This window comes from Roseburia sp. AF25-13LB (assembly GCF_003478915.1).
GTDB classification, from domain to species: Bacteria; Bacillota; Clostridia; order Lachnospirales; family Lachnospiraceae; genus Roseburia_C; species Roseburia_C amylophila.
Window position 1 is genome coordinate 15255 of record NZ_QUFO01000013.1, and the last position, 24341, is coordinate 39595.

Below are 24341 nucleotides of genomic sequence, written 5' to 3' on the forward strand. Positions count from 1 at the left end.
TGTAAGTAAAAGTCTATAATTCATCTGACAAGACACCTGTATTTACAGATGTAAAAGAAAGGAATATCACATATGAGTACATTAAATTTGACATTGTTGACTGATCTTTATGAGATGACAATGATGCAGGGATACTTTAAAACCGGCAACCGTGATGTGGCTGTTTTTGACGCTTTTTACCGCACCAATCCATGTGATGGCGGTTATGCAGTCTGCGCGGGATTAGACCAGATGATTGACTATATCAAGAATCTTCATTTTGACGAAGAGGATATTTCCTATTTAAGAAGTTTATCCATCTTTGATGAAGACTTTTTAACTTATTTAAGTAACTTTAAATTCTCCGGTGATATCTATGCAATTCCGGAAGGAACTCTGATTTTTCCAAGAGAGCCTCTTGTAAAAGTGGTTGCTCCGATTATGGAAGCCCAGTTAATCGAAACTGCAGTCTTAAATATCATCAACCACCAGAGCCTGATTGCCACCAAGGCTGCCCGCGTATGCTACGCTGCCCAGGGCGATGGCGTCATGGAATTTGGTTTAAGACGCGCCCAGGGTCCTGATTCCGGAACCTACGGTGCCAGAGCTGCTGTTATCGGCGGCTGTAAAGGTACTTCCAACGTCCTTGCCGGTCAGATGTTTGACGTCCCGGTACTTGGAACCCACGCCCATAGCTGGATTATGAGTTTCCCGGATGAATATACCGCCTTCAAGAAATATGCAGAGCTTTATCCATCTGCCTGCATCCTTCTTGTCGATACCTATGATACTTTAAAATCCGGTATGCCAAATGCCATCAAGGTATTTAAAGAAATGAGAGATGCCGGCATTCCGCTTACCTACTACGGAATCCGTATGGACAGTGGCGACCTTGCTTATCTTTCCAAGAAAGTCCGCAAAATGTTAGATGATGCCGGATTCCCGGACGCAGTTATCTCCGCTTCCAATGATCTGGATGAGTATCTGATTGAAAGCTTAAAGATTCAGGGGGCTACCATTACTTCCTGGGGTGTTGGAACCAACTTAATTACTTCCAAAGACAATCCTGCTTTCGGCGGTGTATACAAGCTGGCTGCTATCCAGAATGAAGCCGGTGAATTCATTCCAAAGATTAAGCTTTCCGAAAATGTGGAAAAAGTTACAAATCCTGGCAATAAAACTGTTTATCGTATTTATGATAAAGAAACCGGTAAGATTAAGGCTGACCTTATCTGTCTGGTGGGCGAAGTCTTTGATGAATCCAAGGACATGAAGCTCTTTGACCCGAACGCCCCATGGAAGAAAACAACTCTTCCTGGCGGAAGCTATACGCTGCGTGAACTTCTTGTTCCGGTTTTCCAGAAGGGCGAATGTGTTTACGAATCTCCAAGTGTTATGGATATTCAGCGTTACTGCACCAGAGAAAAAGATACCATCTGGGATGAGACAAAACGTTTCGTAAATCCACAGGAAATCTACGTTGATTTATCCGACAAATTATATGAAATGAAAACTGCTCTCTTAAATAAAGAGCATATGTAACTACGAGAAACACTCTTTGCGAGCATGCAATTTTTCTCGTTACTCGCGTAAAAAAGAAACCGCCTTTACCGTTTTTTCCGGCATAAGGTGGTTTCTTTATATAAGCAATAATGCCCTCTGTTGTTTTTCTTTTCTACAAACCTACGCTCGTTTATTCACATTTTTTCTTTCAGCTTAGTTAAATCCGACAATCTTCTGGGTCAGCTTATATGCTGCAACGGAAATCTTTCTTCCACCCTTACCCGGAAGATTCATGGACTGTCCTAAAATCCCCCTTCTTAAATGATGGAAGAGACGAAGATCATAACCTTTGATATAAGACCACAGTTCCCGTTTCTTCATGAGATTTTCTTCTGTCTCGGAACGCAGGCAAAGTACTGTTGATACTACAGTAATAATTTCAAGGTAATTAAACATATATTTTCTTAATTTTGGGTTTGCAATTTTCCACAAATTCACTTCTTCTATCATCAGTTTATTTACCTTAATCTGCTGATCAATTCTTCCAATCATAACCTTTTCATTGACAGACTGGTCTTCCCTTCCGATAAAATAACGATAGAAATCCACATTCATATAATACATGGTCTTTACATATGGCAACGGATTGTATACAAAAAGATTATCCACATAGAAGGTGTGTCTTGGCAGCTCAAGTCCGCAATCCTTTAATAACTGGGTACGGTAAATAACAGAATGCATCAGAATATAATGCCCCTTGCTGATATGCCTTACATCAGACCAGGTAAAGACTTCATTTTCCGGGAACATTCTGGTATATTTCATTACTTTTTTATGCTCTGCGCCCTGCTTCTCATATACGAAATTGCTGATAAACATATCAAGAGTAGTACTTCCGCCCACAAGTTCCCGTAATTTAGCAAGAATCTTGTGATAGCTCTCTTCATCTACCCAGTCATCACTGTCTACCACTTTAAAATACAGTCCGGTTGCATTGGCAATACCGGTATTTACAGCTGCACCGTGTCCACCATTTTCCTGATGGATTGCCTTAATAATAGTAGGATATTTCTTCTGATAACGGTCAGCAATCTCTGCTGTTGCATCCTTTGAGCCGTCATCTACGATTAAAATCTCCACATCTTCTCCACCTGTCAGCAGTGTTTCAATACAATGTTCCATATAATCCTGTGAATTGTAACATGGAATGGTTACTGATAATAATTTCATTCTTTTTCTCCAATCGTTTTTCGAAACATTTTATTTTAAAAGTTCTTTGGTAAGTTCTAATGCTTTCTCTGTCATGGCATCAATATTATAATATTTGTATTCTGCCAGTCTTCCCAAAAGATGCATATTCGGATATTTTCCGGTCAGTGCTTTATATTTTTCATATAATGACTGATTTTCTTCATTTAAAATGGCATAATAAGGAATCTCTCCTTCTGCTCCACTGTATGCAAATGGATATTCCTTTACAATCGTGGTTCCATCTGCCTGCTGCCCGGTCAGATACTTAAACTCCGTAATTCTGGTATAATCCTCGCTTACCGTATAATTTACAACACTGTGTCCCTGATAATCCGGTTTGTCATAATATTCAAAATCAAAGCGGAGTGAACGATATGGCAGCCTTCCATAACAGCATGCAAACAACTCATCCAGTGCTCCGGTATAAATGACATTTCCTTCGAATTTCTTTCCATCAAAATAAATGCCGTCCTCTGTAAATTTCAGTACCTCTCCGGCATCTACACCAGTCCTCACCTCAATATCCGGATGGTCTAACATCTTTTCGAACATTGCGGTATAACCTTCCTTTGGCATACCCTGATATTTATCCTGGAAATATCTGTTATCATAAGAAATCAGCACCGGCACACGTCCTGTTACTTCCGGGCTTATCTCCTCTGGTTTCTGCCCCCACTGCTTCATCGTATAATAAAGGAAAACATTTTCGTATACATAATCCGCAATCTTCCGGATATCTGCATCTTCATTTTCCCGTAATTTCATAATCGGAACCCGGCTTCCCTCTCCGTATGCGGCAATCAGCTTCTGCTCTAACCGGTCTGCCTGCTCTTTCCCATAAACCATATGTAAAGTATTCAGGTTAAATGGTACCGGAATCAGTGTCCCATGCACATTTGCTACTACCTCATGACCAAAGAAATACCAGTCTGTAAATCTTGACAGATACTGATATACTTCTTCCTTATTTGTATGAAAAATATGTGGACCATATTCATGTATTACAATTCCATGGTCATCCGGTCTGTCATAACAGTTTCCTGCAATATGATTTCTCCGTTCCAATAAAAGAACCTTCTGCTTTCCTTCTTCTGCCAGCTTTCTTGCTGCCACACTGCCGGCGATTCCGGCTCCGATTACAATGCTGTCGTACATTTCTGTTCTCCTTCCCCCTTGGTAATCCTCATTCAATTATACACATTTGTCATTTGTTTTCCAATTCATTTTTTCTTAGGATTTCTTTAAGGCACTTCGTTTACAATTTATTCATATTTTATTTACAGCCTTCTAACAATCCGGGCATATTGTTTTCACATTCTGCTTTTATACTATAACTAAGCTGAGAAAGAAAAAAGCGATAATTTTATTTTTTCATAGACCTTGCAGCTGATGCAAGGTTCCTCCCAAAAAATAGTGTTTTTAACACTTACCATAAAAAATCTTTTTCATATGAAAGGCCGGTGAAAATCACCGGCTCCCTCTTTTTTCTATGGCTTTTCTGCTATTCTTCCTTATATCTGTCATTTCCAAGACGAATGTTCATATATCCCGTGTATCTGGAAAATGCTGCCGGAATCGGATACTGTTCTTCCGTTTCTTTCACATCCACAAAGAGCATATTCTGATACTCCTGCTCTGTCTCATCAATCTGCACTGCATATCCTGTCATATGCCATTCAATATGGGAAAAAATATGCCTGCTGTCTTCTAATTTTTTCAAACGAATCGGTGACAACCCCATTTTCTTAAGATAGGTAATAACTTCCTCTTCCTTAAGATGCCCTTCCACATTTGGAAATTCATAGAGTCCAGCTAAAAGTCCCTTGTTGGCCCGTTTATGCAAAAGGACCTTATCCTCTGCCTTTATAACAAGAACTGTTCTGTCCTCTATCCTTCTTGCCTTCGCCTTGCTCTTTACCGGAAGTTCTCTCCAGCGTCCGCTCTTTTGTGCCCGGCAGACTTCTTTCCAAGGACATGCTTCGCATAAAGGTGCCCCATTCGGCAGACATACCGTTGCACCAAGCTCCATCAGTGCCTGGTTAAAAGCTCCCGCCCTGTTTTCCGGCATAATTTCCAATAAGTCCTTCTCCATTGCCGTCCGCACAGATGCTTTCATGATATCCGCATCATCCTCTGTTACCCGGGATATGACACGGAGCACATTTCCATCCACCGCCGGTACCGGAATGCCAAATGCGATAGATGCGATGGCTCCTGCCGTATAATGACCAATTCCTTTCAACTTTGTCAGTGCCTCATAATCTGCCGGAAGCTCTCCATGATAATTCTCCATGACCGTCTGTGCTGCAATCTGCATATTTCTCACCCGGTTGTAGTATCCAAGTCCTTCCCAGAGTTTCAAAAGCTTCTCCTCCGGGCATTCTGAAAGTGCTGCTACATCCGGCAGTTCCTTTAAAAACCGGTCAAAATATGGTTTTACCGCTTCCACTCTGGTCTGCTGCAGCATAATTTCAGACACCCACACCCGGTATGGAGTCGGCTCATTGCGCCAGGGCAACACTCTGGCATGGTCTTTAAACCAATTTAATAATGGTTCTATCAGGGTTGTCAGGTCAAATGGTTCTCTCATGGTTCCTCTTTCTAATTCTATTTCTGTTTCGTGGGTGCAGGGTTGTACGTTGCTATCGATAGTTTGAACCGAGCATATCCCGGCAGTCCGTTAAGTTCTGATGCCACATAAAGCCGATAAGTGGCACTAAGAATTTCGAAGGGATACAGCCTTCGCTGGCAACCGGTGCAAATTCACATCCATGTTCATATGCACCTCGCTGGCACATCCCTGTGCCAGCGTTGCCGGATGCCGGACGAAATTCCAAGTGCCACTAACCGCCTTTATCAGGCATCCTTACTTAACGGACTGTCCGGGTATCTTATCAACAATACCATCTACTCACGTAAATCAAATGCATCACATAATAATTTTCCAATTATTAGAACTGTGCTACGAATTCAGCAATTTTCTCCAGACAGGCACGAATGACATCCTGCGAATATGCATAGGAGCATCGTACAAAGCCTTCTCCGCATGTACCGAAGGCATTTCCCGGGATAACGGCTACCTTCTGTTCCTGCAACAGGCGGTTACAGAATTCTTCACTGGTAAGTCCTGTTTTTCGAATGTCCGGAAATACATAGAATGCACCTTCCGGTTCTGCTACGGATAATCCCATCTTACGGAATCCCTCTACCATCAGTGTTCTTCTGGCATCATACTCTTCCCGCATGACTGCAATCTCTTCATCTCTCACCGGACTGGTCAATGCTTCCAATGCCGCATACTGGCTGGTGGTTCCTGCTGACATAGTTGTAAACTGATGTATTTTATTCATATGGAAAATAACATCCTTTGGTCCTGCTGCAATTCCCATACGCCATCCGGTCATGGCAAATGCTTTGGAAAATCCGTTTAATACAACGCAGCGCTCATACATGCCCGGAAGGGATGCGATGGAAACATGTTTCTTTCCATAGGTTAATTCTGCATAGATTTCATCGGTAATCACGAACAAATCATGTTCCTTTACCACTTCTGCGATTGCCTCTAAATCTTCCTTTTCCATAATGGCTCCGGTCGGATTGTTCGGATAGGAAATCAGTAAGACTTTGGATTTCTCCGTTATCTTTTCCTCTAACTGTTCTCTGGTCAGACGGAATTTATTCTCCGCTCTTAATTTTAATGATACCGGAACACCGCCACATAATTCAATACATGGAATATAGGAAACGTAGGAAGGTTCTGCCACTAAAACTTCCTCTCCCGGATTCACCAGTGTCCGAAGAGCTAAATCAATTCCTTCGCTGGCTCCCATGGTAATCAGTATTTCGTCCTGTTTATCATAATGCAAATCAAATTTTGTCAGATAATCCGCTGCCGCTGCACGCAGTTCTACCGTTCCGCGGTTATCGGTGTATTTGGTATCCCCCTTTTTTATAGAAGCAATCGCTGCCTCTCTTACATGCTCCGGTGTCGGGAAATCCGGTTCGCCTACACCCAGTGAAAGTGCACCTTCCATGGTATTTGCCACATCAAAGAAATCCTTGATTCCGGAATCCGGCATATCCTGTACGATTTTTGATAAGTATGATTTTGTATCTTTCATTTTCATTGACCTCTCTTTGTACAAGTCCTGTCATGTAATTACGCAATTATTTTTTAGAAGCAGTGGTTTTCGAATTTTAAGCAGCTTTTCTATAGCCTTTTTAGAAATCAGAATGCTACAATTCTAAAAAAGTGCTTTTTTCTCTTGGGATAATGCCTGTTTTTCCAATGTTTGACAGTATGCCTTCTGCGGTTCGCCTGATTACGGATATCATTTAGGTGCCTTGCTAGCAGCTCTTGGCATTTCTTTTGTCAACTGGCAATCCTGGCACATGGATGTGCCAGGAAGGCGCATTGGAGCACGGATGTGACTATGCGCCGGTTGCCGGAAAACAGCTTTATAAGCAGAAATGCCTAGAGCTGCTTAAAGGTGCCTTAGATATCCGTAACAGACGGACCACAAAAGGCATCCGGTCAAAGCAGGTGGTAAAACAGACAACAATAAGAAAAAAGCAATTTTTAGAATTGTATACATTCTGCTTTCAATAAAAAATCTTATAGAAAAGCTACTTAAAATTCCAAAAATCCGCTTCCTCACAAAAACCATTGCGTAATCACATGACAAGTCTTTTCCTATTGTAGCACAATCCCTGTAAAATACCAGTTTTTATTGACAAATCCTCCCAAAAGTTATACCATTATAAGTATTGAAACATTGTTAATAATTTATCAATCAGGAGGGTCCTATTTCATGAACAACTTAACTTTAACAGTTGAAAACGAAATTGCAGTTCTTACTATTACCAGACCTGCAGCATTAAACGCATTGAATTCCGAAACATTGGATGAACTGAACACTGTTCTTACCGAAATCGAAGGAAGAGACGATATCAAAGTCGTTATCTTAACCGGTGGTGCTGATAAGAAAGGTAACGAATTCAAATCTTTCGTTGCTGGTGCTGACATCGCTGAGATGGTTAACTTCTCTGCTGCTGAAGCAAGAGCATTCGGTATGAAAGCTTCTGTTCCATTCTTTAAATTAATGAATATGAGACAGGTAACTATTGCTGCTGTTAATGGATTCGCTTTAGGTGGCGGATGCGAAATTTCTATGGCATGTGATATCCGTATTGCTTCTGACAACGCAGTATTCGGACAGCCTGAGTGTGGTCTTGGAATCATCCCAGGATTCGGTGGTACACAGAGACTTGCCCGTCTTGTTGGCATGGGACGTGCAAAAGAAATGATCTTCACCTGCGATAACATCGATGCAAACGAAGCATACCGCATCGGACTTGTAAACAAAGTTGTTGCAAAAGAAGAATTAATGCCAACCGCAAAAGCTATGGCAGAGAAAATTATCTCTAAAGGAAGCTATGCAGTATCTATCGCAAAAGCTGCTATCAACAACGGATATGATATGGATATCAAGAATGCTGTTGAAATGGAAGCTAACCTGTTTGGCGTAACCTGCTCTACCCATGATAAAAAAGAAGGCATGAGTGCTTTCTTAGAGAGAAGAGCCGCTGACTTAACAGATTTCTAATTGAACTTATACTTAGACAATATCAAAGGGGATATTCCAGTATCATCTGGGATATCCCCTTTCATAAAAGGAGAATGCATCATGTTAGATAAAAAAATTGGTTTTATCGGAAGCGGTAATATGGGTCGTGCCATGATTGGCGGAATTATCTCTTCCGGTCTGGTTCCTGCCAGCCACCTGATTGCCAGTGCGAAAACCCAGGCCACACTGGATACACTTTCTGAGCAGTATGGTATCCGCACCACCTTAGACAATGAGACTGTTGCTGTAGAATCCGATATCATTTTTCTTGCTGTAAAACCATATCTTTATGAAACAGTCATCAAAGAAATCAAAGACAGTGTTACCGATGACAAAATCATAGTTGCCATTGCTGCCGGACAGACCATTTCACGGATTGAATCTTTATTCAGCAAAGATATTAAACTGGTTCGTACCATGCCAAATACACCGGCTATGGTTCAGGAAGCCATGTCTGCCATTACCCCAAATGAGCATATCACAGAAGAAGAAAACAAAATGGTTGTCTCTCTCTTTGAAAGCTTTGGTAAAGCAGAAATTGTACCGGAAAGTCTTATGGATGCCGTAGTCGGAGTCAGCGGTTCCTCACCGGCTTACGTCTATATGTTTATTGAAGCAATGGCTGACGCAGCCGTTAATGACGGAATGCCGCGTGCCCAGGCTTATAAATTTGCTGCCCAGTCCGTTCTTGGTGCAGCTAAAATGGTATTAGAGACCGGTAAACATCCGGGTGAATTAAAGGATGCAGTCTGCTCCCCGGCCGGAACTACCATTGCTGCTGTGGCAAAATTAGAGGAAGGCTCCTTCCGCAGCACCGTAATTGCTGCCCAGAATGCCTGCTCTGAAAAATCCCGTGCCATGAGCAAACTCTCCGATTGATATTAAAGGCATATAAGAAACCCCGGAAGAACTAATTTTCAATACAATCGTTCTTCCGGGGCCTTTTCTATCTTTACTGTTTATTTTACCTGCTTTTATAAATCTTTAAGCACATCATCATAAAGGGCATCTAACATTTCCTTCAACTGCTTTTCAATGGTATCAAAATAAATTTCTGCTGTATCGTTGTCAAATTCCATCTCATTGCCGATTTCCATCACAATGTCAAGGATTCCGCTGTTCAACTCATCAATTGCATTTTCCACAATCTCTTCAAAAGTGCAGTAGGCATCGCCTGTCATATGCACAATAAAATCTTTCTTATCTATCTTTCCACGAAATTTGTATTCATCGGTAAAAAGGCTCCAGCCATCTCCGGCTGCCTCCCGCATCTCATTCCGAATGGATTTATAATCCAGTGGGACATAGTTCTGCTTAAAAAATTCTTCAAAAGATGCTTTATCTTTATATTCTTCCATTCCAATTCCTCTGTCTGTCTAAATTTCCTGTAAATGTTCTAACGCCTGCTCCGGCAAAATACATTTTCCATGCTCCATAATATATGCCCGGGTCGGTCCATGCGCATAAATATCATCTGCAAATTCCAAAGAAGCACTTAAAAGACGACAAAGCTGTTTATCACTAAGTTCTCCCTTCTCAAGCAAAAGATAATAAGCATCCTCTCTGGTCAGATAATAAAGACTGCTCTTCATCGGCAGTTCCAGACGGACGCCCTTGGCATAACAAATTGCACGTTCCATGCTTGCAAAGCAAAGCTGATAAAAATTCCGGTCTTTTAGTGTAAAGCCACCGGTAGACTGTTTCTTATCTGTGCTTTCTTCTGCCTTAGATTCTGACTGCTCCGGTTGTATTTCCGCAATGCCTTCATCCGTATGATTCTGATTTGCCAGCTCTTTTGACGTCTGTTTCAGCTTTTCAATATCAGGAGCATTCTTAACCAGACTTTCTACTGCAGACTTCAGATTTTCCAACATATTGCTGATGCCAAGCTCCGGCTTCTCAGAAAAAGTAAGTGCCAGCGTATGCTCCGGCAGTACTGCAACCTGAATGGTAATATTTCCACCCTGTACTTTATATCCGACCTCTTCTTCTGCCATGGAAATAATCTTACGCAGAAACGATTCTGTTCTTCCGTCATTCTGCAGAAAATCATCTACTTCCAGCCCATTTTCCATTAATTCTTCTTCTGAAATAATACAGCGCACCGTATCCACATCGATTCTTTTAAATCTCATAAACAATCACCTGCCATTATTCTCGCTGCGTTTTCCCTTATTTGTAACCTTACTATACACTAAAAGCCCTTTCTTTTCAACCGGAAAGCTTTTATAATATAGGTATCCAAGGTATTAAGCCCGTAAACAGCCGGCAATTCCATAATACGGTAAAGGAGGAGCATTATGCACCGGATTATCTTTCATATTGATGTCAATTCTGCTTTTTTAAGCTGGAGTGCTGTTGACCGCCTAGAGCATGGTGAAACTTTAGATATCCGCGCTATACCGGCAATTATTGGCGGTGACTCTGCTACAAGACACGGTGTGGTTCTTGCCAAGTCTGTGCCCGCCAAAGCCTATAAGATTGTCACCGGCGAACCGGTTGCCAATGCTTTACGCAAATGTCCTACCCTTATGCTGGTTCCGCCGGATCATGCCATGTACCAGAGAAAAAGCCATGCACTTATGGAACTGCTACATACCTACACCGATGATATCGAGCAGCTTTCCATAGATGAATGTTTTCTTGACTTTACGCCCATTGCCCACCAGTATGAATCTCCTCTTGCAGCAGCCAAAATCATTTCTGCAAATATTAAATCACGATTTGGTTTTACCGTTAATATTGGAATTGCTCCAAATAAGCTTCTGGCGAAGATGGCAAGCGATTTTACCAAGCCGGATCGGATTCACACTCTTTTTCCGGATGAAATTGCAAAAAAAATGTGGCCGCTTCCGGTGGATGATCTCTACATGGTAGGGCATTCCAGTGCTGCCCGGTTGAAAGCACTTGGCATCCGTACTATCGGAGAACTTGCAGCCACTGACCCGGATTACCTCCGGCAGGAATTCAAAAGCCACGGCACACTGATGTGGGAATATGCCAATGGAATCGGAGATGACCATGTGCATTCTACCAAGCGGGAAGCCAAGGGGATTGGCAATTCCACCACTTTAAAGGAGGACGCCCGCACCTTAGCAGATGCAAAAAAGGTTCTGCTCTCTCTTTCCGAATCTGTATCCATGCGCCTCCGGAAAGAAAAAATGTTAGCCCAGAGTATTACGGTAGAAATCCGCTATCATGATTTTACGAATACTTCCCACCAGTGCGGTCTCCTCTCAGCCACAAATACTACAGATGCCCTTTATAAAACTGCCGTTTCCCTTTTCCAGCAGCTCTGGAATAAGGAACCTGTCCGGCTCCTTGGCATCCGTACCAGCCGTCTGCTTCCTGAAGATGCACCGGTGCAGCTTTCTATTTTTGATTATGCAGCCGATTCATCAGCATCTGCCATGATTTCCACAGAAAGTACAGCTTCCGGCAGTCCGCTCCCAGATGGCAATAAAAAAAGCTGCACCCAGCTTCCTTCTGCCAATAAGCAAAAGCAACTGGATGCAGCCATTGATTCTATTCGGAAACGTTTTGGGTCGAAGGCTCTTGTCCGGGGGAGTTTTCTTCCGTCTCCTGAGTCAGATTCGAAAAAGAATCATCCATCGGACTGACGTTTGAGATGGTATAGTAGAATAATGGATCCGGAAGTTCATCCTTATATCCATTATCGTTTAATATAAACTGGAAGGTTCTGTTACTGCTTCCCTCTGCATCACTATAGGTTAAGAGGGAGGCAGTTACAAGATAACTTCCATCCTCTTGTGCAATCCAGTCGTCAAGCTGTGCCTGCACCGTCGTATCCTCACCATAAGGCATCTGAAATGCCCCTTTATCTATAATGTAACTCTTACTTTCATTCTCATAGCGGATTGCAGTAAACTTCCTGCCAGAAAAAAGGTAAGTAAAAGTGCGCCTTTTCTTCCTTTTTTCGTGGTTCTCATCATGCATTTCTCCTTCCGTATACATAAGTTGCAAAATAAATGATGGCTGCTACAATCACAATCATCGGACCTGTTGCAACATTGGTAAAATAGGAAATCATCAATCCGAGCAATCCCGAAAACAGGGAAAAGATAACGGAAAATAAATGATATTCCCGCATGTTGACCGAAATATTCCGGCTTGCTGCTGCCGGAAGAATCAGCAGTGCATTGATGATCAAAATTCCAATCCATTTAATGGAAAGCATTACAATTAATGCAATAAAAATTGCAAAAATATTTTCTATCAGCTTCACCCGGATTCCCCGGCTCTTTGCCAGCGCCCGGTGCAGGCTTACCGCATTTAACTTATTAAATGCCACGCCCCAGAAAATCAGTGTTGCCGCAAAAATCAGAATCAGATAAATAATTTCCTTTTTAGAAATGCTTAAAACATCACCTACCAAAAGACTGGAATATTTGCTGAAATTGCCACCTTTCGATAAGATGGCCAGTCCCACAGCAATACACGCTGAAGAAAAAACGGAGATAATCGTATCTCTGGATGCCGATGCTTTACTGCTGATATAGTTTAGTAATAATGCAAAAATTACTGCAAAAATAATCATGGATAAGGTCGTATCTGCAACTCCCATCACAACGCCAAGAGCAATTCCCGTCAATGCAGAATGACCTAATGCATCTGAGAAAAATGCCATTTTGTTATTTACAATCATGGTTCCAAGGATTCCAAACAATGGTGTGATAATCAGGATTGCGATAAATGCATTCCGCATAAATCCATAAGACCACCACGCGGTAAAAAATTCTATCATCCCCGCACCTCCATATCTGTAAATACCTGTTTAAAAGCATCACTGTCATAGACTTCCTTCGGTGTTCCCTGGGTCAGCACTTTGCCATCTATGAGCACCACATGGTCTGCATATTTTCTTACATAATCAAGGTCATGGGAAATCAGTAAAACTGCCAGGTCAAAATTTTCCTTCAGATATTCGATATTCCGGTAAAATAACTCCATACCATTCTGGTCAATACCAGACACCGGCTCATCCAAAAGCAGCAGATTCGGTTCATCCATCACTGCCATGGAAAGAAGTACACGCTGTAATTCCCCACCGGAAAGATTACATACCTGCTTGTCAATCAAATGCTCGGCTTCAAACATTTTTAAGCTTTCTTTGATTTCCTGATACAGCTTTTTACTCTTATATAAAAATACCGGCCGGTTGGACTGATAGCTTGCAATCATATCATAGACACTGACCGGAGTGGATTTCTCGATATTTAGATTCTGTGGTACATAACCAATCCTAAGCTTCTGGATATGACCATTTTCCCTGTCCTTAAATTCAATGCTTCCCGTGTGTGGAATGTCATTTAAAATAGCCCGGATCAGAGTTGATTTTCCTGCTCCGTTCCGGCCAATCAATACTGTCAGTGTTCCACAATGAATATGCAGATTCACATCTGACAATATCTGCTGTTCTCCAATGGTAACACCCAGATGGTTAATCCGGATACAATGCAGTCCACATGGTTTTACTATTTTTCTCATTCTGTAAAAGCCTCCTTCAGCAGTTCCATATTCTGTCTCATTGCATCAAGATAGCTGTCCTTTTCATACTCCCCGCGGGTTAAGGTATCAAGATAACATACTTTCGCATCGGTCTCCCGCTCTACTGTATCTCCCATATCTTTGCCATAGAGTTCTTCTGCCAGCACCACTGATATATCATTCTTTTCAATGACGCCCATCACATCTGCCACTTCACCGGCACTGACCTGACGCTCCTCATCCAAATCCATGGTATAGGAAATCTCCATATCATAGTCCTCTGCCACATAAGCATAAGCTTCATGAAAAATAACAATATGCTTTCCTGCTAATTCTTCCTTTAAGGACTGCTGCTCGCTCTCTAAATCCTCAAGCTTTGCCAGGTACTCCTTTGCATTGCTTTCATAGGCATCCTGATGCTTCGGATCTATCCTGCAAAGACCTTCTAAAATATTTTTCACCTGCTGCTTATATAACGCAATGCTCATCCATGCGTGGGCATTCACATCTCCGTGATTGTGTCCATCTTCATGAGTATCCTCGGTATCTCCGTGGATATGCTCCTCTGCTGTATCTTCATGGGCATCTCCGTGAGCATGTTCCTCTCCTTCATCCTCTTCGGACAAAAGATTAAGTCCCTCGCAGGCATTTACAATGGAAAGATTCTTATAATCTGCTGCCACATCCGATAAAAAAGATTCGATTCCGCCACCATTTACAATAAACACATCTGCGCCGGAAAGGAGCTTCATGTCTGCCGGAGTCAGCTGGTAATCGTGAAGGCAGCCTGTCTGCGGCTCACTGAGATTCTGCAAATTTACACCCGGAGTGTCTCCGATGACATTCATTGCTGCAATATACATCGGATAAAAGGATGTTACTACCGTAAGTTCACTATCCTGCTGTTTCGTTTCTTCTTTTACATATAATTGTGTCAGCCCTGCACCGGCTAATAAAAGTACCAGCAGAAGAACCGTTACAAATACATATTTATTCTTCATAGCCAACAGCCTCATCCATAATCTGCCAGATTTCTTCTCTGCCCTGTTTGGTTACTGCTGAAAACGGAACAATTACCGTTCCCGGTTTTACTTTCAGACCTTCTTTTACTGCTTTGATACATTTTGGCACCTGGCTTCTCTTCAGCTTGTCCAGCTTGGTTGCCACGATAACCGGGTCAAAGCCCTGATGGATAATCCAGTCATACATCAGTTTATCATTGGCAGACGGGTCATGTCTGATATCGATTAACAGGAATACCCGGCGCAGCTGCTTTGAGGTATGCAGATAATTTTCAATCATTTTACCCCATTTTGCTTTCTCACTCTCTGCTACTTTCGCATAACCATACCCCGGCAAATCCACCAGATACATGGCATCATTGATATTATAGAAATTAATGGTCTGTGTCTTTCCCGGCTGTGCAGAGGTTCTTGCAAGGGATTTCCGGTTCATCAGTGCATTAATTAATGATGACTTTCCAACATTGGATTTTCCTGCAAATGCCACCTCCGGCAATGTATTCTCCGGAAGCTTACTGGTAACACCACACACCGTTTCCAAGTTTACTTCTTTTATAACCATTTTCTGCTCCTTTACTACTCTTTTACAAAAGCAACCTTTAAGATATCTTCGATGGTATCTGCATAGACAATTTCTAAATCCTTTTTAATCTCTGCTGAGAGTTCCTCGATATCTTTTTCATTTTTTCCCGGCACACAGACTGTCCGGATACCGGCATTTTTCGCTGCTAATGTTTTCTCTTTTAATCCACCAATCGGAAGCACTCTGCCGCGGAGGGTAATCTCTCCTGTCATGGCAACATCAGCACGCACCTTTTTCCCGGTAATGGCAGAAAGCATTGCGGTTGCCATGGTAACACCGGCGGACGGTCCATCCTTTGGTACGGCTCCTTCCGGAATGTGGATATGTATATCATGTCTGGTAAAGAAATCGTCCGGTATCTGATACTGCTCACTGACAGAACGGATATAACTGATTCCAGCCTGCGCAGACTCTTTCATGACATCGCCAAGCTGTCCTGTCAGTTTAAATTCACCTTTTCCCGGCATTACATTTACTTCGATTTCTAATGTATCACCACCGACACTGGTCCATGCCAGTCCCCGGACAATACCAACCTCGTCCTTCTCATTCTTCTTATCAAAGGTATATTTCTCTTTGCCAAGATAATATTCTAAGTTCTTTGTGCTTATAGTAACTTTCTTTTTCTTGCCCTCGTAAATCTCTCTTGCTGCTTTTCTGCAGATTTCACCGATTTTGCGTTCTAAGTTACGCACACCGGCTTCTCTTGTATAGCTGCGAATCAGCTGCTCAATTGCACCATTCTGGAATGTAAGCTCTGATTCCTTTAAGCCATTTTTCTCAATCTGCTTTGCTATAAGATGCTCTTTTGCAATGTGAGCCTTTTCATTTTCCGTATAACTGCTTACCTCAATCAGCTCCATACGGTCTAACAGAGGTCTTGGTATTGTCTGTACGGAATTGGCTGTCGCAATAAACAATACCTCAGACAAATCTACCGGAAGCTCCACATAGTGGTCCCTGAAATGGCTGTTCTGCTCATTATCCAATACTTCCAGCAGTGCAGAAGATGTATCTCCCTTATAATCACTGCTTACTTTATCAATCTCATCTAAAAGCATCAGCGGGTTCTTTACTCCAGCACTCTTTAAACCATTGATAATTCTGCCCGGCATTGCCCCCACATAGGTCTTTCTGTGTCCACGAATCTCTGCTTCATCACGGACACCGCCGAGACAGATTCTGACATACTTTTTATTCAATGCTTTTGCCACAGAACGGGCAATGCTTGTCTTGCCGGTTCCAGGAGGTCCCACCAGACAGATAATTGGACTTTCTCCTTTATGAGTCAGATTCCGGACTGCTAAGAATTCCAGCATACGCTCTTTTACTTTTTCCAGTCCGTAGTGGTCTTCGTCTAAAATTTTCTCTGCATTAGCTAAATCTTTATTATCCTTAGAAGCCTTATTCCATGGCAGTTCCAGTAATGTCTCAATATAGCCTCTGCTGACTGCACTTTCCGAAGAACTGGATGCAATATTCTTAAAACGCTCAATCTCTTTTTTAATTCTCTCTTTAACCGTCTTATCTGCCTTCAGTTTCTTTACTTCCTCTAAAAAGTGTTCCGCATCTGACTGTGTATTATCCTCACCTAGTTCTTCCCGAATCAGTTTCATCTGTTCCCGCAAAAGATATTCCTTCTGATTCTTATCCACGCGTTCTTTCACCTTCGCCTGAAATTCATTTTTCAGGGAAATAACTTCTACTTCATTCAGCAGAATTGCCATTAAAGTCTCATACTGGGAAGTGAGATCTACTGCCTCTAAGATTTTCTGTTTCTGGGTATAATAAAGCGGCAGATTGTATGCAACCTGCTGCATCAAAGTTCCAACGTCCTGCTGTTCTTCTACCTGACGTAAGAATTCTTTGCTCATATGTCCATTGGCTTTTTGATATTTCAGTACGGTTTCCCTGATACAGCGAAGCATTGCTTCCTTCGCTTCCGGCATCAGTTCTTCCTCTTCTGCCGTTTTTTCATCAAAAAGGATGACCTCTGCCATCAGATACTTCTCCTGTGACAGAAAAGAGGCTAACTCGCCTCTTTCCAATCCTTCTACCAAAACACGCACGATTTCATTTGGCATCTTTATTACCTGCTTTACTTCAGCAATAACACCAATCTGATATAAATCATCCCTGGCCGGCTCCTCTACGGAAGCATCCTGCTGTGTAATCAGGAATATTTTCTGGTCTCCAACCATCGCCTCTTCTATGGCATGAATGGAACGGTCCCTGCTAATATCAAAATGAGCCACCATTCCCGGCAGAATGGTCATTCCACGAAGTGCAACTGCCGGTAAATGAATTACTGTCCTGCTCATCTTTTTCTCCTCTTATTTATGCGTTATGATATTCTATCTCCGCTTTCTTGTCTTCTACCGTTTCTTTTGTAATGGTGCATTTTACAATACTCTCATCAGAAGGAATCTGATACATTAAATCCATCATGGTATCTTCCATAATTGCTCGAAGTCCACGGGCACCGGTCTTACGGGCTAAGGATTTCTCTGCAATTGCTTCTACTGCATCATCTTCAAATTCCAGCTCTACGCCGTCAATTTCAAACAGCTTCTTATACTGCTTAATCAGTGAATTCTTCGGCTCCTTTAAGATACGGATTAACGCTTCCTTATCCAGCTGCTCTAAGGATACATTTACCGGAACACGTCCGATAAACTCCGGAATCAGACCGAATTTAATAAAATCTCCCGGCAGTACCTGCTTTAAGACTTCGCTCAGATTACGCTCGGTACGGTCTGCAATATCTGCGTTAAAGCCGATGGATTTCTGATCCATACGCTGCTCGATAATCTTCTCTAATCCATCAAATGCTCCACCACAGATAAATAAAATATTCGTAGTATCAATCTGGATTAATTCCTGCTGTGGATGCTTTCTTCCACCCTGTGGTGGAACGGAAGCCACAGTTCCCTCTAAGATTTTTAATAATGCCTGCTGTACACCTTCACCGGACACATCTCTGGTAATGGATACATTTTCAGATTTCTTCGTAATCTTATCAATCTCATCGATGTAAATAATACCGCACTGGGCGCGCTCGATATTGTAATCTGCTGCCTGAATCAGTTTCAGAAGGATATTCTCTACGTCTTCACCGACATAGCCTGCTTCTGTTAATGTGGTGGCATCTGCAATGGCAAACGGTACATTTAAGACTCTTGCCAGTGTCTGTGCCAGAAGTGTCTTACCGGAACCGGTCGGTCCTAACATCAGAATGTTACTCTTCTGCAATTCCACATCATTCATATCTACATCAGAAGTAATTCTTTTATAGTGATTATATACGGCTACAGAAAGGACTTTTTTGGCTTCGTCCTGACCGATTACATATTCATCTAAGAATTTCTTCATCTCTTCCGGTTTAATCAGGTTGATTTCTTCTAAATCTTCCTTTCCTTTTCCGGAAATCTCCTCATCTTCGAATTCCTCCTCTATGATTTCTGCACAGATGTCCACGCATTCATCACAGATATATGCACCGTTTGGTCCTGCAATCAGCTTGCGTACCTGATCCTGTGATTTTCCGCAAAAGGAACATCTGATTTTGTCCTCGCTATTTCTTCCTGCCATCTTTCCACCTCGATTATTTCCATCTATCTTTTCTAAATCCTTCGTAAAAAAGGTAAAGGCTGCCCGCAGTCGAATTCCGCATATGTGCTTCGGATAATCCGCCCAGAGACAGCCTCTTTCTTATTTCTCTTATCTTGCTGTAATTACACCGTCAATCAGGCCATACTCCTTTGCCTCTTCTGCGGACATATAATAGTCACGCTCTGTATCTGCGGCAATTACATCATATGGCTTTCCGGTATTTGCAGCTAAAATCTCGTTCAAACGTTTCTTGGTCTTTAAGATATTCTCTGCTGCAATCTGAATCTCAGTTGCCTGTCCTTTTGCTCCACCGGAAGGCTGATGTATCATAATCTCTGCATTTGGTAATGCAAATCTCTTTCCTTTTGTTCCACCGGACAACAGGAATGCACCCATGCTGGCTGCAAGTCCGATACAAATTGTAGATACATCACATTTGATATACTGCATGGTATCATAAATTGCCAATCCGCCTGTTACAATTCCACCCGGAGAATTGATGTATAACTGAATGTCTTTTCCCGGATCTTCGGACTCTAAGAATAAAAGCTGTGCCACTACCAGACTGGCTGTGGTCTCATTTACCTCTTCACCAAGGAAAATAATTCTATCCTTTAATAATCTGGAGTATATGTCGTAACTACGCTCTCCTCTGCTGGTCTGTTCAATGACATAAGGTACTAAACTCATATGATAACCTCCATTTCTACCATACATTCTGCTGCAACTTTATCTCTGGTTCAAGTGGTTTGCGTAAAACAGACCGACCTGATTCCAAGTCAGTCTGTCTCTTTACGTGCTTCTCTTATGCTTCTGCGTTAGTTGCTGCTTCTGCTTCTTTTTCTTTTTTAGTCTTAGCTTTTGCTCTTTCTTTTACATTGTCCATGATGAACTGAACTGCTTTTTCAATTGCAATATCACGTTTCATGGATTCTTTCTCTGCATCGCCTACATACTCTTTGAGCTTATCCGCTTCCATTCCGTATGCTTTTGCCATCTTCTCGATTTCAGCATTTACATCATCTTCTGTAATCTCGAAGTTTTCTTCTTTTGCAATCTGTTCTAATACTAAGCTGCTCTGGATTCTTGTTAATGCTTCTGGACGAACCTGCTCTTTCATCTTGTCCATAGTCATTCCGGAAAACTGCATATACTGGTCAAAGCTTAATCCCTGCTGGGCAAGTCTCTGAGCGAATTCCTGAATCATATTCTGTACCTGGGATTCAATCATTGCATCCGGGATTTCCATCTCAGATTTCTCAATAATCTTCTTGATTGCTTCGTCCTCTTTGGTACGTTTTGCATTGTTCTCTTTGGTCTCTTCTAAGTTCTTCTTCACGCTCTCTTTGTATTCTTCTAAAGTTTCGAATTCAGAAACATCAGATGCGAACTCATCGTTTAACTCTGGAAGTTCTTTTGTCTTAATCTCGTTAATCTTAACTTTGAATACTGCTGGTTTTCCAGCTAAGTCTTCTGCATGATATTCCTTCGGGAATGTAACGTTTACTTCTACCTCATCGCCAGTGTTCTTTCCTACTAACTGATCTTCGAATGTATCGATGAAGGAATGGGAACCGATCTCTAATGGATGATTCTCTCCTTTTCCACCTTCAAATGCGACACCGTCTACGAATCCTTCGTAGTCGATAACTGCTGTATCACCTTCTGCAACAGGTCTGTCTGTTACAGTTACAGTTCTTGCATTGTTATTTCTTTCTCTCTCTAATGCTTCTGCAACTTCTTCATCAGATACGGATGTGTCAATCTTTGTTACAGTTACACCATTATATTTGCCAAGTTTAACTTCTGGTCTCTTTGCAACTTCTGCTGTGAAGATGAATGGTTTTCCTTTTTCTAACTGAACCACATCAACAGTTGGCTGGGAAACGATATCTACACCGCTCTCATCGATTGCTGCCGGATAAGCTTCCTGCATCATGATATTTGCAGCATCTTCATAGAAGATTTCCGGACCATACATTTTCTCTACCATAGCCATTGGAACTTTTCCTTTACGGAATCCAGGGATGCTGATTTTGTTTTTCTGCTTATTGTATGCAGCTTTCAAAGCCTCTGCCACTTTATCTTCTGCCACTTCAATTGTAAGCTTTACCATATTTTTCTCTAAATTTTCAACCTGTACACTCATTCTTGTTTCTTCCTCCTTATAACTATATATAAAATATACATGTACAAATATTTTCTTATCTTACGACTGTTCCCTAAAAATAGGCATACTTAGAGCTACTAACAGTCATTTAGAGATTATAACACACCGTTTGTAAAATTACTAGCTTTTTTTTCTGTACAAGATTTTAACCCGATTTCAATTGGTGACAGTCATGTAAAAAGCCCCCGGGAAATGCACTTTCGCGCTTTTCCCGAAGGCTTTTTGTCTTTCTTCTTATTTAGACATCTGCTCTTCCTGTCTCATGATCATTTTCTTAACCATTTCTCCACCGATAGAGCCAGCCTGTCTGGATGTCAGGTCACCGTTGTAGCCCTCTTTTAAAGGTACTCCGATTTCAGATGCAACCTCCTGTTTAAAACGGTGCATTGCCTCTTTTGCCTGTGGCACTGCCATCTGGTTACTTGAATTAGAACTGTTTGTTCCACTCATTTGTTTCTACCTCCATAGTTTCTTCTCTTTGTTATCTATTTTCAGATAAGCTTTTGTTGGTTGCTTATCCTGTTTTTAGTATGGCTTCCAGAGAATAAATTATGTTGGTAAGTTCTGGTTATTTTTATTTAAAATACATGATATTTGCTTCCATCGCATCAATATCTGCCTGTGGATCCAGCCACTTTACAATAGCCATGGCAAATTCAATGGCTGTTCCCATGCCCCGGCTGGTAACGATGTTGCCATCTACTGCAACTTTTTCTGCTCCGACCCTGGCTCCAAGAAGCTTTTCTTCAAAGCCCGGATAGCTGACTGCATGTTTGCCCTCTAATATTCCATTCTCACCCAATACGCTTGGTGCAGCACAGATTGCTGCGGTAAGTTTGCCATCTGCTGCATAAGATGTAATCACTTTCTTTACAATTTCATGCTTTCCGAGATTTAAGGTTCCAGGCATTCCGCCCGGCAGTACAATTCCATCATAGCTGTCAAAATCAGCTTCCTCTGCCAGTACATCTGCTGCAAACGTAATTCCGTGGGCTCCTGCCACTTCTTTCTTTCCGGTAATGGAAATCATATCAATCGCAATTCCTGCTCTGCGTACCACATCCACTACGGTAAGTCCTTCAATCTCTTCACAGCCATCCGCCATAAAAATTCCGATTTTCTTCATATTATCTTCCTCCTGTTTTCTACTCTCTTCTGATATTACTTTTTCTGATATTACTTTTTCTGATATTAAATTTTCTAACACGAAATTTTTCTATGCTGTCTCTTATGTTAGCATGGTTACTGCGCTTTTTCAATTCCATGGTTGCAGTGGATTTTAAAATATTTTACAATAAATGTATCATTATTTTCCTGACTATATGGAGGCTATTATGGAAATTGAATGCAAATATTTAATTGATGAGATTCCTTTTGATTTAAAAGACTATCCCTGCAAAGTCATTGAGCAGGGGTATCTCAATACGGATCCTGTAGTGCGGGTGCGCCGCTCCAATGACAAATATATTCTTACTTACAAAGGCTCCGGTCTTATGGTACGGGAAGAATATAATCTTCCTCTGAACGAAGATGCTTACCGGCATCTGATTCAAAAAGCCGATGGCATTATCATTTCCAAGAAGCGCTATCTGATTCCATTGACTGGCAGGCTGACCATTGAGCTTGATATTTTCGAAGGAGACCTTGCTCCGTTGAAATTAGCCGAAGTGGAATTTGAAACAAAAGAAGAAGCTGAATCCTTCCTTCCACCGAAGTGGTTTGGGAAAGATGTCACCTTCTCCTCTGATTATCACAACAGCACTTTAAGTCGTATGGGACTGCCTACCTAAGGCGGGTAGTCTCATAACGGCACATGGTTGCCACGCACTGCTTTAACTGTATATAACGGCCGGTTAAATCTCCTTCCGGAATTACCACATCCAATACTACGGAAAAATCATTAATCAGACGGTCTGTAATATCATTTTCCATCTCATTTAAAATCTTATATTTCTCCTCATAGGTATCTGCATCTAAGAAACGCAGCAGGAACGGATTCGCCTGCTCTTCGGATTCTGAAGTTTCCTGCGGCTGGGCTGTTGCCTGCGGCTGTGTTGTCTCCTGACTAACCCTTACCGCTTCCTGTGGAGTTGCTTCTTCCTGCAGTTTTACTTTTTCAAATCTGTATTTCTGCTCTGCTGCCGGATATTTCTCATGATCAACTTCGCTTACAAACATGGCAAGCGGTCTTGCATATACTTTATAAGCTCCGTAAAGTGCCTGATAAATCACCAGTTCTTCTCTTGTTTCGCTGTGTGTTGCTATGGCTACAATCTGATATAATTTTCCTTTAAAATGTCTGTAAATCTCCCCGGTTGCCGGTCTTCTGCCTTCCATTGCTGTCATCCTCCACTTATCTATGCTCTTTACTGTAATTCAAAACGGTTTAACATTTCAATTCCTTCTGCCACAAAATCTCTTTCAAAATTCAGATTGCCGCTGAAGCCAGTTACCATCAGCTCCTGCACTTTCTTCATATTATCACTTTGTGGAATATCATAAGTAAATTCCATCGGTTCTATTACTTCCATGGCAGACATTTCCTCTGCCGCTGCAGACTGATATTTTTCCGCCAGCCGGTTCTTTAACTGCTGCTGTGCCTGCTGTCTGTTCATCTGCGGATCAGGTGCCTGCTGATACATGGGATGCGGCTGGACTGGTGCCTGCTGATATGCCCGTTGTGGCTGGTTCATGGTCTGCTGATATGTATGCTGCTGGTTTGGCACCTGCTGATATGTACGCTGCGGCTGGTTCATCTGTGGACGATATATCTGCTGTGGCGGCCGCCCCATAGCCGGATTATTTCCACGCCTGTTTTGATTATTGCTTTGCTTTACACTCTGGGACAAAGCAACATATATGATAATAATGATAAATACAATAAAAAGTCCCATATAAAAACCTACCTTTTTCTATCCTTTTCAAGTTTTTTCTTTTCAAGTTTACCCTATTATTTTATTATACTCAAACAAACCAGCTAAGACAACAACTCATTCTATAATTTTTTCTTGCTGTCAGACTGTCTTTTCTGGACAAAGCGGAGTAGAATTACTATAATAGATAAATAAGATTTATCGAAAATTATT

Annotated in this window: 25 protein-coding genes; 5 read left to right on the forward strand and 20 right to left on the reverse strand. The window is 41.8% G+C overall.

Features of this window, described 5'->3' with window-relative positions; genetic code table 11:
• The first annotated feature begins 72 nt into the window (after window positions 1–72).
• Window positions 73–1521: a nicotinate phosphoribosyltransferase gene (locus tag DWY37_RS14155; protein ID WP_117698549.1), complete on the forward strand. Its 1449-nt coding sequence runs from the start codon at window positions 73–75 to the stop codon at window positions 1519–1521.
• 174 nt (window positions 1522–1695) lie between these two features.
• On the opposite strand, the gene DWY37_RS14160 is transcribed toward DWY37_RS14155, so the two are convergent.
• The 5 genes from DWY37_RS14160 to DWY37_RS14180 all read right to left on the reverse strand — a co-directional run bounded on the left by DWY37_RS14160 (window position 1696) and on the right by DWY37_RS14180 (window position 6854).
• Window positions 1696–2712, reverse strand: coding sequence for a glycosyltransferase family 2 protein (locus DWY37_RS14160; protein ID WP_117698548.1), 1017 nt, complete (start codon window positions 2710–2712; stop codon window positions 1696–1698).
• A 30-nt stretch (window positions 2713–2742) separates the two neighbouring features.
• Complete coding sequence (gene glf / locus DWY37_RS14165) at window positions 2743–3888, reverse strand: UDP-galactopyranose mutase (protein ID WP_022243429.1); 1146 nt, start codon at window positions 3886–3888, stop codon at window positions 2743–2745.
• A 346-nt stretch (window positions 3889–4234) separates the two neighbouring features.
• On the reverse strand, window positions 4235–5323 hold the full coding sequence (gene mutY / locus DWY37_RS14170) for an A/G-specific adenine glycosylase (protein ID WP_118057274.1): 1089 nt from the start codon (window positions 5321–5323) through the stop codon (window positions 4235–4237).
• Between the two features lie 52 nt (window positions 5324–5375).
• Window positions 5376–5570: a hypothetical protein gene (locus DWY37_RS14175; RefSeq protein ID WP_117698545.1), complete on the reverse strand. Its 195-nt coding sequence runs from the start codon at window positions 5568–5570 to the stop codon at window positions 5376–5378.
• 114 nt (window positions 5571–5684) lie between these two features.
• Window positions 5685–6854 carry a pyridoxal phosphate-dependent aminotransferase gene (locus tag DWY37_RS14180; protein ID WP_117698556.1) on the reverse strand — a complete coding sequence of 390 codons (1170 nt, stop codon included), beginning with the start codon at window positions 6852–6854 and terminating at the stop codon, window positions 5685–5687.
• A gap of 690 nt (window positions 6855–7544) precedes the next feature.
• Between DWY37_RS14180 and DWY37_RS14190 the strand changes: the two genes are divergently transcribed.
• Together DWY37_RS14190 and proC are read left to right on the forward strand one after the other, a co-directional pair.
• A complete protein-coding gene (locus DWY37_RS14190) occupies window positions 7545–8339 on the forward strand; it encodes an enoyl-CoA hydratase-related protein (protein WP_022243431.1) in 795 nt (264 codons plus the stop codon).
• Between the two features lie 81 nt (window positions 8340–8420).
• Window positions 8421–9239 carry a pyrroline-5-carboxylate reductase gene (gene proC / locus DWY37_RS14195; protein ID WP_117841700.1) on the forward strand — a complete coding sequence of 273 codons (819 nt, stop codon included), beginning with the start codon at window positions 8421–8423 and terminating at the stop codon, window positions 9237–9239.
• 95 nt (window positions 9240–9334) lie between these two features.
• Here the strand turns inward: proC and DWY37_RS14200 are convergent, their stop codons facing one another.
• Together DWY37_RS14200 and DWY37_RS14205 are read right to left on the reverse strand one after the other, a co-directional pair.
• Complete coding sequence (locus tag DWY37_RS14200) at window positions 9335–9718, reverse strand: hypothetical protein (protein ID WP_022243433.1); 384 nt, start codon at window positions 9716–9718, stop codon at window positions 9335–9337.
• 18 nt (window positions 9719–9736) lie between these two features.
• Window positions 9737–10495 carry an adaptor protein MecA gene (locus tag DWY37_RS14205; RefSeq protein WP_117698543.1) on the reverse strand — a complete coding sequence of 253 codons (759 nt, stop codon included), beginning with the start codon at window positions 10493–10495 and terminating at the stop codon, window positions 9737–9739.
• A 165-nt stretch (window positions 10496–10660) separates the two neighbouring features.
• On the opposite strand from DWY37_RS14205, the gene DWY37_RS14210 reads away from it, so the two are divergent.
• On the forward strand, window positions 10661–11980 hold the full coding sequence (locus DWY37_RS14210) for a DNA polymerase Y family protein (protein WP_118541653.1): 1320 nt from the start codon (window positions 10661–10663) through the stop codon (window positions 11978–11980).
• On the opposite strand, the gene DWY37_RS15730 is transcribed toward DWY37_RS14210, so the two are convergent.
• The 11 genes from DWY37_RS15730 to DWY37_RS14260 all read right to left on the reverse strand — a co-directional run bounded on the left by DWY37_RS15730 (window position 11886) and on the right by DWY37_RS14260 (window position 22381).
• Window positions 11886–12317: a hypothetical protein gene (locus tag DWY37_RS15730; RefSeq protein ID WP_147403602.1), complete on the reverse strand. Its 432-nt coding sequence runs from the start codon at window positions 12315–12317 to the stop codon at window positions 11886–11888. The two genes, DWY37_RS14210 and DWY37_RS15730, sit on opposite strands and share 95 nt — an antisense overlap.
• Complete coding sequence (locus DWY37_RS14215; RefSeq protein WP_022243438.1) at window positions 12310–13125, reverse strand: metal ABC transporter permease; 816 nt, start codon at window positions 13123–13125, stop codon at window positions 12310–12312. The genes DWY37_RS15730 and DWY37_RS14215 overlap by 8 nt, the downstream gene beginning before the upstream one ends.
• Window positions 13122–13868 (reverse strand): metal ABC transporter ATP-binding protein, encoded by a 747-nt coding sequence (locus tag DWY37_RS14220; RefSeq protein ID WP_117698539.1) that lies wholly within the window; start codon window positions 13866–13868, stop codon window positions 13122–13124. The genes DWY37_RS14215 and DWY37_RS14220 overlap by 4 nt, the downstream gene beginning before the upstream one ends.
• On the reverse strand, window positions 13865–14869 hold the full coding sequence (locus tag DWY37_RS14225; protein WP_118541655.1) for a metal ABC transporter substrate-binding protein: 1005 nt from the start codon (window positions 14867–14869) through the stop codon (window positions 13865–13867). The genes DWY37_RS14220 and DWY37_RS14225 overlap by 4 nt, the downstream gene beginning before the upstream one ends.
• Window positions 14859–15452, reverse strand: coding sequence for a ribosome biogenesis GTP-binding protein YihA/YsxC (gene yihA / locus DWY37_RS14230; protein WP_022243441.1), 594 nt, complete (start codon window positions 15450–15452; stop codon window positions 14859–14861). The genes DWY37_RS14225 and yihA overlap by 11 nt, the downstream gene beginning before the upstream one ends.
• Window positions 15453–15466: 14 nt before the next feature.
• A complete protein-coding gene (gene lon, locus DWY37_RS14235) occupies window positions 15467–17794 on the reverse strand; it encodes an endopeptidase La (RefSeq protein WP_118541657.1) in 2328 nt (775 codons plus the stop codon).
• Between the two features lie 16 nt (window positions 17795–17810).
• Window positions 17811–19064 (reverse strand): ATP-dependent Clp protease ATP-binding subunit ClpX, encoded by a 1254-nt coding sequence (gene clpX, locus DWY37_RS14240; RefSeq protein WP_022243443.1) that lies wholly within the window; start codon window positions 19062–19064, stop codon window positions 17811–17813.
• 129 nt (window positions 19065–19193) lie between these two features.
• Window positions 19194–19775 (reverse strand): ATP-dependent Clp endopeptidase proteolytic subunit ClpP, encoded by a 582-nt coding sequence (gene clpP, locus DWY37_RS14245; protein ID WP_022243444.1) that lies wholly within the window; start codon window positions 19773–19775, stop codon window positions 19194–19196.
• A 115-nt stretch (window positions 19776–19890) separates the two neighbouring features.
• Window positions 19891–21234, reverse strand: a complete 1344-nt coding sequence (gene tig, locus DWY37_RS14250; RefSeq protein ID WP_118173544.1) for a trigger factor — start codon at window positions 21232–21234, stop codon at window positions 19891–19893.
• A 255-nt stretch (window positions 21235–21489) separates the two neighbouring features.
• On the reverse strand, window positions 21490–21705 hold the full coding sequence (locus DWY37_RS14255; protein WP_022243446.1) for an alpha/beta-type small acid-soluble spore protein: 216 nt from the start codon (window positions 21703–21705) through the stop codon (window positions 21490–21492).
• A gap of 124 nt (window positions 21706–21829) precedes the next feature.
• A complete protein-coding gene (locus DWY37_RS14260; protein ID WP_118173543.1) occupies window positions 21830–22381 on the reverse strand; it encodes a DJ-1 family glyoxalase III in 552 nt (183 codons plus the stop codon).
• 208 nt (window positions 22382–22589) lie between these two features.
• Here DWY37_RS14260 and DWY37_RS14265 point away from each other — a divergent pair, with 208 nt between their 5' ends.
• Window positions 22590–23045, forward strand: a complete 456-nt coding sequence (locus DWY37_RS14265; RefSeq protein ID WP_118173542.1) for a CYTH domain-containing protein — start codon at window positions 22590–22592, stop codon at window positions 23043–23045.
• Here DWY37_RS14265 and DWY37_RS14270 read toward each other — a convergent pair.
• Complete coding sequence (locus DWY37_RS14270; protein WP_118173541.1) at window positions 23038–23592, reverse strand: DUF1653 domain-containing protein; 555 nt, start codon at window positions 23590–23592, stop codon at window positions 23038–23040. The two genes, DWY37_RS14265 and DWY37_RS14270, sit on opposite strands and share 8 nt — an antisense overlap.
• 29 nt (window positions 23593–23621) lie before the next feature.
• Window positions 23622–24149 (reverse strand): hypothetical protein, encoded by a 528-nt coding sequence (locus DWY37_RS14275; protein WP_118173540.1) that lies wholly within the window; start codon window positions 24147–24149, stop codon window positions 23622–23624.
• Window positions 24150–24341 lie beyond the last annotated feature (192 nt).

Excerpts from the sequence above, each read along its gene's own strand:
- DWY37_RS14155 (WP_117698549.1), top strand. The coding sequence starts at position 73 with ATGAGTACATTAAATTTGACATTGTTGACTGATCTTTATGAGATGACA.
- DWY37_RS14160 (WP_117698548.1), bottom strand. The coding sequence starts at position 2,712 with ATGAAATTATTATCAGTAACCATTCCATGTTACAATTCACAGGATTAT.
- glf (WP_022243429.1), bottom strand. The coding sequence starts at position 3,888 with ATGTACGACAGCATTGTAATCGGAGCCGGAATCGCCGGCAGTGTGGCA.
- mutY (WP_118057274.1), bottom strand. The coding sequence starts at position 5,323 with ATGAGAGAACCATTTGACCTGACAACCCTGATAGAACCATTATTAAAT.
- DWY37_RS14180 (WP_117698556.1), bottom strand. The coding sequence starts at position 6,854 with ATGAAAGATACAAAATCATACTTATCAAAAATCGTACAGGATATGCCG.
- DWY37_RS14190 (WP_022243431.1), top strand. The coding sequence starts at position 7,545 with ATGAACAACTTAACTTTAACAGTTGAAAACGAAATTGCAGTTCTTACT.
- proC (WP_117841700.1), top strand. The coding sequence starts at position 8,421 with ATGTTAGATAAAAAAATTGGTTTTATCGGAAGCGGTAATATGGGTCGT.
- DWY37_RS14200 (WP_022243433.1), bottom strand. The coding sequence starts at position 9,718 with ATGGAAGAATATAAAGATAAAGCATCTTTTGAAGAATTTTTTAAGCAG.
- DWY37_RS14205 (WP_117698543.1), bottom strand. The coding sequence starts at position 10,495 with ATGAGATTTAAAAGAATCGATGTGGATACGGTGCGCTGTATTATTTCA.
- DWY37_RS14210 (WP_118541653.1), top strand. The coding sequence starts at position 10,661 with ATGCACCGGATTATCTTTCATATTGATGTCAATTCTGCTTTTTTAAGC.
- DWY37_RS15730 (WP_147403602.1), bottom strand. The coding sequence starts at position 12,317 with ATGCATGATGAGAACCACGAAAAAAGGAAGAAAAGGCGCACTTTTACT.
- DWY37_RS14215 (WP_022243438.1), bottom strand. The coding sequence starts at position 13,125 with ATGATAGAATTTTTTACCGCGTGGTGGTCTTATGGATTTATGCGGAAT.
- DWY37_RS14220 (WP_117698539.1), bottom strand. The coding sequence starts at position 13,868 with ATGAGAAAAATAGTAAAACCATGTGGACTGCATTGTATCCGGATTAAC.
- DWY37_RS14225 (WP_118541655.1), bottom strand. The coding sequence starts at position 14,869 with ATGAAGAATAAATATGTATTTGTAACGGTTCTTCTGCTGGTACTTTTA.
- yihA (WP_022243441.1), bottom strand. The coding sequence starts at position 15,452 with ATGGTTATAAAAGAAGTAAACTTGGAAACGGTGTGTGGTGTTACCAGT.
- lon (WP_118541657.1), bottom strand. The coding sequence starts at position 17,794 with ATGAGCAGGACAGTAATTCATTTACCGGCAGTTGCACTTCGTGGAATG.
- clpX (WP_022243443.1), bottom strand. The coding sequence starts at position 19,064 with ATGGCAGGAAGAAATAGCGAGGACAAAATCAGATGTTCCTTTTGCGGA.
- clpP (WP_022243444.1), bottom strand. The coding sequence starts at position 19,775 with ATGAGTTTAGTACCTTATGTCATTGAACAGACCAGCAGAGGAGAGCGT.
- tig (WP_118173544.1), bottom strand. The coding sequence starts at position 21,234 with ATGAGTGTACAGGTTGAAAATTTAGAGAAAAATATGGTAAAGCTTACA.
- DWY37_RS14255 (WP_022243446.1), bottom strand. The coding sequence starts at position 21,705 with ATGAGTGGAACAAACAGTTCTAATTCAAGTAACCAGATGGCAGTGCCA.
- DWY37_RS14260 (WP_118173543.1), bottom strand. The coding sequence starts at position 22,381 with ATGAAGAAAATCGGAATTTTTATGGCGGATGGCTGTGAAGAGATTGAA.
- DWY37_RS14265 (WP_118173542.1), top strand. The coding sequence starts at position 22,590 with ATGGAAATTGAATGCAAATATTTAATTGATGAGATTCCTTTTGATTTA.
- DWY37_RS14270 (WP_118173541.1), bottom strand. The coding sequence starts at position 23,592 with ATGGAAGGCAGAAGACCGGCAACCGGGGAGATTTACAGACATTTTAAA.
- DWY37_RS14275 (WP_118173540.1), bottom strand. The coding sequence starts at position 24,149 with ATGGGACTTTTTATTGTATTTATCATTATTATCATATATGTTGCTTTG.